The organism is Pseudomonas sp. IPO3774, assembly GCF_013386835.1.
Lineage (GTDB): Bacteria > Pseudomonadota > Gammaproteobacteria > Pseudomonadales > Pseudomonadaceae > Aquipseudomonas.
Genome location: NZ_JACAQY010000080.1, coordinates 1 through 11,287, shown reverse-complemented (window position 1 = coordinate 11,287; position 11,287 = coordinate 1). Strand labels below are relative to the sequence as shown.

Here is an 11,287-nt window from a genome sequence, read left to right as displayed (position 1 = left end):
TGTAAGAGCGGAACCAATAGTCGCCGTTACGAAAATAACGGATATACACCCAGCCCAACTCCCCCCAACACAAATGTCGCATCTGAAATCAGGTCAGACTCTCGTCAATCACCAACACCAGCTTCCCTGAAATCCGATTAGTCGCCAGCTCCGCAAACGCAGCCTCGGCATCCTTGATCGGAAACGTCCTGGCCAGTTGCGGACTCAAGCGCCCCTCGGCAAACAACGGCCAAACATGCTGGCTCAAGTCACTGAACAAGTCAGCCTTGAACTGATCATCCCGACTGCGCAACGTCGACCCCAACACCTGCACACGCTTGGCCAACACCTGCGCCAGATCGATCTGCGCCTCACGCCCCCCCATCAACCCAATCAACACCCAGCGCCCATCACGCGCCGCCAGCTTGAGATTCAGCGCCGCGTAATTCCCCCCCACCGGGTCAAGAATCACATCGAACGGTCCAAAATCCCTCAAGCCCTCGATGCCGTCAGTACGTACCACACCCCCCTGAGCCCCCAGCGCTTCACAGTACGCAAGGCGATCCGCCGACCCCACGCTGACCCAACACGGGCTGCCAAACGCCTTGCACAACTGAATCGCCGCCGAGCCCACCCCACTGGCACCGGCATGCAACAACACCTTCTCGCCGGGCTTGAGGCCCGCCAACTGGAACAGGTTCAACCACGCGGTGCTGTATACCTCGGGCAACCCGGCCGCTTCGACCAGGGATACGCCCTCCGGCACCGGCAGCACATGCCGCGCATCCACCACCACTTCTTCAGCCATCCCGCCGCCAGCCAGCAAGGCGCAAACCCGATCCCCCACTTGCCACGACGAACCGGCGCCGACTTCGCTGATCACCCCGGAACACTCCAGGCCCAGCACCTGGCTGGCACCGGGAGGTGGCGGATAAAGCCCCGAACGCTGTAATAAATCGGCGCGATTCAGGCCCGCAGCCGCCACGCGAATGCGTACTTGGCCTACATCGCATGTAGGACTTGGCTCTTCTTGCCACTCCACATGACCTTCAACGCCTTGCAATGCTTTCACAGTGCCTCCATAGTGAGTCTGGACTGAGCCCGTTGCTGTAGCGTCGGGCTTTTTGCATTATGCGACCGGCCCATATGGAACCGGCGACTTCAAAGACGGCCTAATATGCGTTATCAATTGCCCCCGCGTCGAATCAGCATGAAGCATTTGTTCCCCAGCACCGCCCTCGCTCTTTTTATCGGTATCGGCCTTTTGCCGCTGTCGAGCAATACGTTCGCAGCCAACAGCTGGGACAACCTTCAGCCTGATCGCGATGAGGTGATTGCCAGCCTTAACGTCGTCGAGTTGCTCAAGCGCCACCATTACAGCAAGCCGCCGTTGGACGACGCTCGTTCGGTGATCATTTACGACAGCTACCTCAAGCTGTTGGATCCCTCGCGCAGCTATTTCCTGGCCAGCGACATCACCGAGTTCGACAAGTGGAAGACGCAGTTCGACGACTTCCTCAAGAGCGGTGACCTGCAGCCCGGCTTCACCATCTACAAGCGCTACCTGGACCGCGTCAAAGCGCGTCTGGACTTCGCCATTGGTGAGCTGGACAAAGGTGTCGACAAGTTCGACTTCACCAAGAAAGAGACCTTGCTGGTTGACCGCAAGGACGCTCCTTGGCTGACCACCGAGGCCGAGCTGGACGACCTGTGGCGCAAGCGCGTCAAGGATGAAGTCCTGCGCTTGAAGATCGCCGGCAAAGAGCCGAAGGCCATCCAGGAACTGTTGACCAAGCGCTACAAGAATCAGCTGGCACGTCTGGATCAGACCCGTGCCGAAGATATCTTCCAGGCCTACATCAACACCTTCGCAATGTCCTACGACCCGCACACCAATTATCTGTCGCCAGATAACGCGGAAAATTTCGATATCAACATGAGTCTGTCGCTGGAAGGCATCGGTGCCGTCCTGCAAAGCGATAACGACCAGGTGAAGATCGTGCGTCTGGTGCCGGCAGGTCCGGCCGACAAGACCAAGCAGGTTGCCCCGGCCGACAAGATCATCGGTGTGGCCCAGGCCGACAAAGAGATGGTCGACGTGGTCGGCTGGCGCCTGGATGAAGTGGTCAAGCTGATCCGCGGGCCGAAAGGCAGCGTGGTGCGCCTGGAAGTGATTCCGCACACCAACGCACCGAACGACCAGACCAGCAAGATCGTGTCCATCACCCGTGAAGCGGTGAAACTCGAAGACCAGGCCGTCCAGAAGCAAGTCCTCAACCTCAAGCAGGATGGCAAGGACTACAAGCTCGGCGTGGTGGTGATCCCGGCGTTCTACCTGGACTTCAAAGCGTTCCGCGCCGGTGATCCGGACTACAAGAGCACCACCCGCGACGTTAAGAAAATCCTCACAGAATTGCAGAAGGAAAAAGTCGACGGCGTGGTCATCGACCTGCGCAACAACGGCGGCGGTTCCCTGCAGGAGGCCACCGAGCTGACCAGTCTGTTTATCGACAAGGGTCCGACCGTGCTGGTGCGTAACGCTGACGGCCGTGTCGACGTGCTGGAAGACGAGAACCCGGGCGCCTTCTACAAAGGGCCGATGGCGTTGCTGGTCAACCGCCTTTCGGCATCCGCCTCGGAGATTTTTGCCGGCGCGATGCAGGACTACCACCGTGCGCTGATCATCGGCGGCCAGACCTTCGGCAAAGGTACCGTGCAGACCATCCAGCCGCTGAACCATGGCGAGCTGAAACTGACCCTGGCCAAGTTCTACCGGGTTTCCGGGCAGAGCACCCAGCATCAGGGCGTACTGCCGGACGTCGATTTCCCGTCGATCATCGACACCAAGGAAATCGGCGAGAGCGCCCTGCCCGAGGCGATGCCGTGGGACACTATCCGTCCTGCGATCAAGCCTGCGGTAGACCCGTTCAAACCGTACATCGCAGAGTTGAAAGCTGATCACGAAGCCCGCTCCGCCAAGGATGCCGAGTTCATCTTCATCCGCGACAAACTGGCCCTGGCCAAGAAGTTGATGGAAGAGAAAACCGTCAGCCTGAACGAAGCCGACCGTCGTGCGCAGCACACCGACATCGAGAATCAGCAACTGGTGCTGGAGAACGCCCGCCGCAAGGCCAAAGGCGAAGCCCCGCTCAAGGAACTGAAGAAAGAAGACGAAGACGCGATCGCCGCCGAGCCTGATAAAACCAAGCCGGAAGATGATGCCTACCTGAGCGAGACCGGGCGCATCCTGCTGGACTACTTGAAGATCAGCAAGACGGTGGCCAAGCAGTAAATGATGGCGATTTAATGTGAACGCTCCTCGGAGTGTCATCAAATAGACATCATTCTGTCGTGAAATGAAGGACCTGCCAAAGCAGGTCCTTTTTTTTCGACCCGAGAAAATCATGACCATGACCGAACAGCTGAATGCATTGGGCTCAATCCTGGCTCAAGGCAGTTTGCACAGCCTGTTCCAACCCATCATTTCCCTGTCTGAACGACGCGTCATCGGTTATGAAGCCCTCAGTCGCGGTCCGTCCAACAGCCCGTTGCACTCCCCTGTCGCACTGTTCTCCGTGGCCCGCCACGCCGGACGTCTCAGTGAGCTGGAGATGGTCTGCCGGGAAAGTGCCTGCCGGCGGTTCAGCGAGCAGAAACTGCCGGGCAAGCTGTTTCTCAACGTCTCACCCGAATCCCTGCTGGAGACCGCCCACCAGCCCGGCCGTACCCTGCAACTGCTCAGCGACTTCGGCATCCCGCCCAGCCAGGTGGTGATCGAACTGACCGAGCAAACCCCGACCGACGATTTTCAACTGCTGCAAACCGCGCTGCACCACTACCGCGCCATGGGCTTTTCGATTGCCCTGGATGACCTGGGTGCCGGCTATTCCAGCCTGCGGCTGTGGTCGGAGCTGCGCCCGGACTACGTGAAGATCGATCGACACTTTATCGACGGCATCCACCAGGACGCCCTCAAGCGCGAGTTTGTCGGCTCGATCCTGCAAATTGCCAAGGCCTCCCGGGCCCAGGTCATCGCCGAAGGCATCGAGTTGCCGGAAGAGTTGGCGGTGCTCACGGAAATGGGCGTTGACTTGGTGCAGGGCTACCTGCTCTGCCGCCCCCAGGAACACCCGCCGCAGGAAGCGCGGTTGATGCTGCCCAAGCCCGACAACGCCAACGTCGCGCTGAACGACGAAGGCAGCGACCTCAGCGCCCTGCTCAACGAACAACCGGCCGTGGGCCAGCACACTGCCACGGCGCAGGTTTTGGAAGCCTTCCGGCGCCAGGCCAACCTCAATTCCCTGGCGGTGCTGGATGAGCGTGGCCACCCGATTGGCATCGTGCACCGGCACTCGCTGTCAGATGCGCTGCTCAAGCCGTTCGCCACCGATCTGTTCGCCCGCAAGCCCATCAGCCGCTTGATGAGTGATGACTTTCTCGCGGTGGAACTGAGCCAGTCCTTGCAGCAGGTCAGCCGCCTGCTCACCAGTCGCGCACGCCAGCGGATCGAGGAAGATTTCATCATCACCCTCAACGGCGATTATCTGGGGCTGGGCCGGGTGATCGATGTGCTCAAGCTGATTACCGAGCTGAAAATCCAGCAGGCACGCTATGCCAACCCGCTGACCTTGCTGCCGGGCAACGTCCCCATCCAGCAGTGCCTGACGCGGCTGTTGCAGCAACAACGCGAGTCTGTGATCTGCTACGTCGATATCGACAGTTTCAAGCCATTCAACGATATCTACGGCTATGGCCGGGGCGATGAAGTGCTGCTGTGCCTGGCGCAATGCCTGAACGACCGGGTAGACCCCAGCCGCGACTTCGTCGGGCATATCGGCGGTGATGACTTTTTGCTGGTGCTGGGGCCGCAGGATTGGCGCAAGCGGCTGAACCAGCTGCTGGACGACTTCCACACCCAGTGCCGGCGCTTCTATCGCAGCGAGCATCTGGACGCGGGCTGTTTCGTTGCACTGAACCGCCAGGGCGTGCGCCAGGAGTTTGCGCTGCTGTCGCTGTCCATCGGCGTGGTGCATTTGTATCCACAGGCCTGTGGACAACTCGATGCCAGCCAGTTGGCAGAACTGGCCTCGCAAGCCAAGCACCACGCGAAGAACGTGGCGGGCTACAGCATTCATGTGATTGACAGCCTGGAGTTGGGCCAGGCAGAACCGCAGCCGCTCTAGATCAGAGTTGCTCCAGGCGCATCTGCGCCAACGGGTGCCCGGCTCGGGCGGCGATTTTCCACCAGCGTGCCGCTTCCAGCGGATCAGGCGCCTTGCCAAGGCTGCCCGCAAAGCTCAACACCCCAATCTGGTAGGCCGCCTTGCCGTCGCCGGCCAGGGCCGCCAGCCGCAACAGTCGCACGCCTTCTTCACGGGCGCCAAGGCCCTTGCCACGAAACGTCAGAATATGTCCGTAGAAACTCTGTGCTCCTACGTCGCCCAGATTGGCCATGCGCGCGAACTGGCCTTCAAGCCACTGCCAGCCACGCGGCTGTCGCACGAACCAGGACCAATGAAACAACTTGCGCGCCAGCCAGTAACTGGCATACGCCTTGAGCTTCCAGAACACTACGCCTCCGCTGACTCGGGATAATCGTATTCAAATACTCGAACCACTTCGGATGCGTGCCACGACGCCGCGGCCACGCCATCGGACGGCCCGCAGAAGCGCCCGAGACGCTCCACGCATTCAAAGAAACCGGTACGTGGCAGGCGACTGGCGCCCTGGCTGATCACCAGGGAACTGCGCAGTGGTTGGTCGGCCTTGGCATCCAGCGCCGCCAGGTGCTCCAGCGCAGCCGTCAGGGTCTGCATGGCCGGCGTGGGAAATTGCAGGCGCTCCAGCAAGGCGCGGTAGGTCAAGAGGTGGCGCTGTCGGCGCGCCTGGTCCAGCTCGTTGAGTAACCCATCCCAATGTTGACGGCTGATGCGTACGCTCACGTTTCGTCCCTCCAACCTGCAACGCCAAGTTCCCAGGCCAGGCTGCGGCGGATGGCAGCGTCCGGCTGGCGTTCACCGCTTTCGATCAGGCCCAGGTAAGACGGGCTGATGCCCACTGTGCGCGCCAGAACCTCGATGGCCAGGCCCTTGGCCTCGCGCAGGCTTCGCAGCTGCTCCAGGGGGCGCAGATCCGGTTCGGCAGTGGCTTGGCTAATGGTCGAAGCGGGAGGCGTTGGCTGTTGCTGACCGGCGGCTTTTAACAGCGCCTGATACTGAGCCCATGGCAGAACCGCATATTCGGGCTCGCCATCCTTTGTAATTATCTGAATATCCATGACTGCCCCGTAGGATCACAACACTTACTTCGTAAGTACTTTCCTTAGGAGTGTAATCCTAACAGCCACAAAGAGCGCAGGGGGATATTCCCAAGGTTCAGTTTTTTTTCAGGTGTTCTTGCGTAAGCAGCTGAGGCGTCGCAGGAAGGCGCTCAACCACCGCAAGTTTCTCGGGGAGCTGACGCTCGCGCCAGGCGCGAAAGGCGCTCAGTTCGCCGTCGAGGGTCTTCATGACCCACGCCAGCACAGCAATGTCGTCGAGCATGCCGAACACCGGGATAAAGTCCGGGATCGCGTCAATCGGGCTCAGGAAGTACATCAACCCTGCCACTACCGAAATCAGCGCCTTGGGGCTGATGGCCCGGTACTCGCCGCGCCAGTAGGCAAGGCACAAGGCCTGGAGCAGCTTGAGGTCGTCCTTGAGCTTGCCCAGCCGGTTGCCCTGGCTCGAGCCTTTGGCGGCGACCGCGAACAGCAACGTCGGCAAGCGCCCACGGCCAAGCAGGCGAGCAGCCATGGGCAGGAAGCGGGTGAAATTAAACGGGGCTTTCATCGTCACTCCAGTTCCAGGCGACAGAAAAGGTTATCCACACAAATTGTGGATAACCTTGTGAACAGAGCCTATTTTCCAGGCTGAAAGCCACGTAATACAAGGCCTACAGTCAGATCGGGCGTTTTTTGCGCACATAAAAAAAACCCAAGAATTCATTGACTTGGAGATAATCTGCGTCTACCCGTACTCGGGTCTTTTATCAGACTGCTCTAGCCCGCATGGGTTCGGTTGAATTTGCCGTGGATTCAACTGATCGTTCCCACGCTCTGCGTGGGGATGCCGCCTGTGGCGCTCCGCGCTTGCTGTTAGCGCTAGGCTTGAGCAATGCGCAATGGTGACGCAGAGCGTCACGGGATGCATTCCCACGCAGAGCGCGGGAACGATCGCATACGATCGCACAGGCCAGAAACAACAACGCCCCGTCGAGACGGGGCGTTGTGTGTTCAGGTGCTGATTACTTCTTGGCAGCAGGAGCCGCCGGTGCGTCAGGAGCGTCTGCCTTGGACGGGTCCTTGATGGCCAGCAGTTCCAGGTCGAATACCAGCACGGAGTTGGCTGGAATCGCCGGGCTCGGGCTCTGGGCACCGTAGGCCAGGTCGGACGGGATGTACAACTCGACCTTCTCGCCAACGTGCATCAGTTGCAGGCCTTCGACCCAACCCGGAATCACGCCGCTGACCGGCAGGTCAATCGGGCTGCCGCGATCCACGGAGCTGTCAAAGGTGGTGCCGTTGGTGAGCTTGCCGGTGTAGTGAACAGTCACTACGTCGGTAGGCTTGGGTTGAGCACCGTCCGCTTTCTTCACGATCTTGTATTGCAGACCGGAAGCAGTGGTGACAACGCCGTCTTTCTTGGCGTTTTCTTCGAGGAATTTCTTGCCGGCGGTTGCCGACTCTTCGCTCATCTTGGCCATACGCTCTTCAGCACGTTTTTGCAGTGCGGCGAAGGCTTCGACCAGCTCGTCGTCTTTCAGCTTCTGTTCTTTCTTGCCGACGGCATCTTCGATGCCTTGGGCTACCGCTTTGGAGTCCAGGTCATCCATACCTTCTTGAGCAAGGCTTTTGCCCATGTTCAGGCCGATACCGTAGGAAGCTTTTTGCGCCGGGGTTTTCAGCTCTACGCTGGTTTGCGAATCACAACCCGCAAGTACCAGGCTAACCAGGGCCACCGCCGCCGCCAACCGATGCTGTTTCATGCTATTTCCTTGTTCGTGTGCCAAAAGGGCATTCGAGTAAAGTCGCGAGCTTATCAGGCGGCCACGACCAATGGCTACCGGCATGTGAGCAGGAAACTTCTGATAAGTTCACGTGTTTAAAAGCATTTTCATTCAATCCAGGGCCCTGCAACGGACGGCAGCAGCGCTGGAACGAGACTCATGGCCACTTGCCGCACTGCTGGCCTGATGGCATAAGAACGCTACAACTCGACAAGGATAGTTATCTTGCGCATTTTTTCCCGTGTTTTGCTGATGATTTTCATACTGCTGGGCCTGGTCCTGGCGGTGGTGCTCTATTACGTGGTCAACCCGAAGCTGCCGGTCTACGTGCCGGTGGAACAGGTGCACTATCAGGATCAATGGAGCGCCGCAGATCGCCAGACCTACTATTTCACGCCCCAGGGCACCCAGGTCAAGGGCCTGCGTTATGCCTGGTTTACCGCACTGGAGCTGCCGTTCTCCGAAAAGCGTTTCGCCACGCCCGAGTACCTGGCGCGCTTTGGTTTTCTGGTAGACCCCAAGCAGGTGCCCACCGCGCAGAACCCCGGCAACCTGCCGGTGGGTTTCGCCCGGCATAAAAATGCCGGCAGCAATGATGAGTTCCTCGACATCACCTGCGCCGCCTGCCACACCGGCCAGTTGAACTTCAAAGGCCAGGGCCTGCGGATCGACGGTGGCCCGGCGCAACATGTGCTGCCGTCCAGCGTGCCGACCCTGCGCGGCGGCAGCTTCGGCCAGGCACTGGTCGCCAGCCTGGCCTCGACCTACTACAACCCGTGGAAATTCGAGCGCTTTGCCCGCACCGTGCTGGGCCATGACTACAACGACCAGACCGCAGCGCAACTGCGCCAGGACTTCAAGAAGTCCCTGAACAACTTCCTCAAAGTCGCCTGGAACGACACCCACCGCGGCCTCTACCCCACCGAAGAAGGCCCGGGCCGCACCGACGCCTTTGGCCGTATCGCCAACGCCAGCTTCGGCGACGCCATTTCCCCCGACAATTACCGCATCGCCAACGCCCCGGTGGACTACCCGCAACTGTGGGACATCTGGACCTTCGACTGGGTGCAATGGAACGGCTCGGCCCAACAACCCATGGCCCGCAATATCGGCGAAGCCCTGGGCGTCGGCGCCACCCTGGACTTCTTCGACAGCGCCGGCCAGCCGCTCCAGGGCGATGCGCGCTACGCCTCCAGCGTGCGGGTTCGCGACCTGAATACCATCGAAGAAACCCTGCAACGGCTCAAGCCCCCCACCTGGCCCGAAGACCTGTTCGGCGCCATCGACAAACCGCTGGCCGCCCAGGGTCGCGCACTGTTCGCGGAAAACTGCGCCGGCTGCCACGTGCCAGCGGTGTCCCAGGTCGATGGCCGCCCGGTGCGACAATTGAAAATGCTCCCGGTGGAGGTGATCGGCACCGACCCCGCTACTGCCAACAATATCGCTGACCACCGCTTCGACCTCAGCGCCCTGCAATGGGACCCGGCGGAGTTGGCGAAAATGAACGTCGAACTGCACCCCACGCCCACCGAGCCGCTGGACCTGCGCAGCCTCTCTTCAGCCAAAGGCCTGGCCTACATCACCGCCTTTGTCGAAGACCACGCCTACCGTGCCGCCGGTGTGACACCTGCCGAACGCCCGCGCCTGGACGGCTTCGGCCTGCCGATCGGCGTACGCGAATTGCGTGCCTACAAGGCACGGCCCTTGGCCGGGGTGTGGGCGACACCGCCGTTCCTGCACAACGGCTCGGTGCCGACGATCTACCAATTGCTCTCGCCTCAGGACGAGCGCAGCCCGACCTTCTATAAAGGCACCTTCGAATACGACCCGCGCCACCTGGGCTATCAAACCGCCGCGTTCCCCAACGCGTTCCTGTTCGATACGCGCATCACCGGCAACCACAACAGCGGCCACGAATTCCGTGCCGGGCAGCGTGGCAACGGGGTGATTGGCCGAGGCTTGCTGCCCCAGGAACGCTGGGCGCTGCTGGAATATTTGAAAGTGCTGGGCGGCCCGCTGGAACAGCAACTGCCCTGACCCAACCGACTTCGCAGAAAAGGATTTTTAAATGCTCGCTCGACTTTGGCTGCGCCTCGGCGCGTTTCTCGGCAAGACCCTGTTGTGGCTGGTGGGCCTGGGCCTGCTGGGCTGGTTGCTGTCCACCCTGTGGTTTGCCTGGCAGCACAGCGGCCCGGTATCGCCGGATGAACAGATCCCGCCGGGTGAAGCGGCCATGACCCAGGGCATCATCCAGACCGCCGTGCGCATCGTCGACCAGCACCGCGAAGGCACGCGTTACCTGCGGGATGCGCATGCCAAGGCCCATGGCTGCGTGAAGGCCGAGGTCAGCGTACTGGCGGACCTCGACCCGGCCCTGCGCCAGGGCGTGTTCGCCGAGCCGGGCAAGACCTGGCAGGCGATGATGCGACTGTCCAACGGCAATGCGTATCCGCAGTTCGACAGCATCCGGGATGCCCGGGGGATGGCGATCAAGTTGCTGGACGTGCCAGGCAAACAGCTGCTGGCGGATCAGCAGGCGCGGGGTGAGCAGGACTTTGTGATGTTCAGCCATCCGAATTTTTTCGTCAGTGATGTGGCGGAGTATGCGCAGAACATTTCGGCTCAGGCCGATGGCAAGAAAGTCATGGCGTTTTTCCCCGGGGTGGATCCGCGCAGTTGGCAGGTGCGGCATTTGTTTATCGCGCTGGCGACGTTGGCGCCGCCGCCGGTGAGTCCTACGCAGACGACGTATTTCTCGGTGTCGCCGTATAAGTTCGGGGCGGCGAATGCGAAGTTTCGGGTGGCGCCGGATCCCCAGGGGTGTCCTGCGTATGTGCTGCCTGAACAGAATCAGGACCTGCCGAACTTTTTGCGCAGTGCGTTGAATCAGCAATTGTCGACGGACCGGGTGGCGGCGTGTTTTGTGTTGCAGATTCAGCGGCAGAATCCGCAGAAGTTCATGCCGATCGAGGACACCAGCATTGAATGGAAAGAGAGTGATGCGCCGTTTGAGACGGTGGCCAAGGTGGTGATTCCGGCGCAGGATTTTGATACGCCGGCGTTGAATCTGGCTTGTGATAATCAGTCGTTTAATCCGTGGTTTGGGGTGGAGGCGCATCGGCCGATTGGGGGGATTAACCGGTTGCGTAAGGCGGTGTATGAGGCGGTCAGTGATTATCGGCATAGCCGGAATTTGTAGCTCCGCGGTGTGGGGTGCATATCCGTTGCTGCGGTTATGGCCGCTATTGGTTCCGCTCTTACA

10 protein-coding genes are annotated in these 11,287 nt (G+C 60.4%); 4 read left to right on the top strand and 6 right to left on the bottom strand.

All coding sequences use genetic code 11. From position 1 onward, the window contains the following. Positions 1 to 88: 88 nt before the first annotated feature. Entirely contained in the window at positions 89 to 1,051 is a 963-nt protein-coding gene (locus HYE77_RS32340; protein WP_177070602.1) for a zinc-binding dehydrogenase, read from the bottom strand. A 138-nt stretch (positions 1,052 to 1,189) separates the two neighbouring features. Between HYE77_RS32340 and HYE77_RS32335 the strand changes: the two genes are divergently transcribed. Together HYE77_RS32335 and HYE77_RS32330 are read left to right on the top strand one after the other, a co-directional pair. Continuing rightward, a complete protein-coding gene (locus tag HYE77_RS32335; protein ID WP_023659269.1) occupies positions 1,190 to 3,271 on the top strand; it encodes a carboxy terminal-processing peptidase in 2,082 nt (693 codons plus the stop codon). A gap of 112 nt (positions 3,272 to 3,383) precedes the next feature. Continuing rightward, positions 3,384 to 5,162 (top strand): bifunctional diguanylate cyclase/phosphodiesterase, encoded by a 1,779-nt coding sequence (locus HYE77_RS32330; protein ID WP_023659268.1) that lies wholly within the window; start codon positions 3,384 to 3,386, stop codon positions 5,160 to 5,162. A gap of 1 nt (position 5,163) precedes the next feature. Here HYE77_RS32330 and HYE77_RS32325 read toward each other — a convergent pair whose 3' ends face one another. The 5 genes from HYE77_RS32325 to HYE77_RS32305 all read right to left on the bottom strand — a co-directional run bounded on the left by HYE77_RS32325 (position 5,164) and on the right by HYE77_RS32305 (position 8,004). Next, positions 5,164 to 5,550: a sel1 repeat family protein gene (locus tag HYE77_RS32325; protein ID WP_102606421.1), complete on the bottom strand. Its 387-nt coding sequence runs from the start codon at positions 5,548 to 5,550 to the stop codon at positions 5,164 to 5,166. Beyond that, positions 5,550 to 5,921: a hypothetical protein gene (locus HYE77_RS32320; protein ID WP_003211116.1), complete on the bottom strand. Its 372-nt coding sequence runs from the start codon at positions 5,919 to 5,921 to the stop codon at positions 5,550 to 5,552. The genes HYE77_RS32325 and HYE77_RS32320 overlap by 1 nt, the downstream gene beginning before the upstream one ends. Beyond that, positions 5,918 to 6,256 carry a helix-turn-helix transcriptional regulator gene (locus tag HYE77_RS32315; protein WP_003211117.1) on the bottom strand — a complete coding sequence of 113 codons (339 nt, stop codon included), beginning with the start codon at positions 6,254 to 6,256 and terminating at the stop codon, positions 5,918 to 5,920. Before HYE77_RS32315 ends, HYE77_RS32320 begins: the two co-directional genes overlap by 4 nt. Before the next feature lie 97 nt (positions 6,257 to 6,353). After that, positions 6,354 to 6,809, bottom strand: a complete 456-nt coding sequence (locus HYE77_RS32310) for a YkvA family protein (protein ID WP_003211120.1) — start codon at positions 6,807 to 6,809, stop codon at positions 6,354 to 6,356. A 454-nt stretch (positions 6,810 to 7,263) separates the two neighbouring features. Further along, a complete protein-coding gene (locus HYE77_RS32305; protein ID WP_003211122.1) occupies positions 7,264 to 8,004 on the bottom strand; it encodes an FKBP-type peptidyl-prolyl cis-trans isomerase in 741 nt (246 codons plus the stop codon). 246 nt (positions 8,005 to 8,250) lie between these two features. On the opposite strand from HYE77_RS32305, the gene HYE77_RS32300 reads away from it, so the two are divergent. Both HYE77_RS32300 and HYE77_RS32295 read left to right on the top strand, forming a co-directional pair. Then, positions 8,251 to 10,062 (top strand): di-heme-cytochrome C peroxidase, encoded by a 1,812-nt coding sequence (locus HYE77_RS32300; RefSeq protein ID WP_177070600.1) that lies wholly within the window; start codon positions 8,251 to 8,253, stop codon positions 10,060 to 10,062. Between the two features lie 31 nt (positions 10,063 to 10,093). Beyond that, positions 10,094 to 11,224 (top strand): catalase family protein, encoded by a 1,131-nt coding sequence (locus HYE77_RS32295; RefSeq protein ID WP_177070598.1) that lies wholly within the window; start codon positions 10,094 to 10,096, stop codon positions 11,222 to 11,224. Positions 11,225 to 11,287: the final 63 nt, after the last annotated feature.

Excerpts from the sequence above, each read along its gene's own strand:
- HYE77_RS32335 (WP_023659269.1), top strand. The coding sequence starts at position 1,190 with ATGAAGCATTTGTTCCCCAGCACCGCCCTCGCTCTTTTTATCGGTATC.
- HYE77_RS32330 (WP_023659268.1), top strand. The coding sequence starts at position 3,384 with ATGACCATGACCGAACAGCTGAATGCATTGGGCTCAATCCTGGCTCAA.
- HYE77_RS32315 (WP_003211117.1), bottom strand. The coding sequence starts at position 6,256 with ATGGATATTCAGATAATTACAAAGGATGGCGAGCCCGAATATGCGGTT.
- HYE77_RS32310 (WP_003211120.1), bottom strand. The coding sequence starts at position 6,809 with ATGAAAGCCCCGTTTAATTTCACCCGCTTCCTGCCCATGGCTGCTCGC.
- HYE77_RS32305 (WP_003211122.1), bottom strand. The coding sequence starts at position 8,004 with ATGAAACAGCATCGGTTGGCGGCGGCGGTGGCCCTGGTTAGCCTGGTA.
- HYE77_RS32295 (WP_177070598.1), top strand. The coding sequence starts at position 10,094 with ATGCTCGCTCGACTTTGGCTGCGCCTCGGCGCGTTTCTCGGCAAGACC.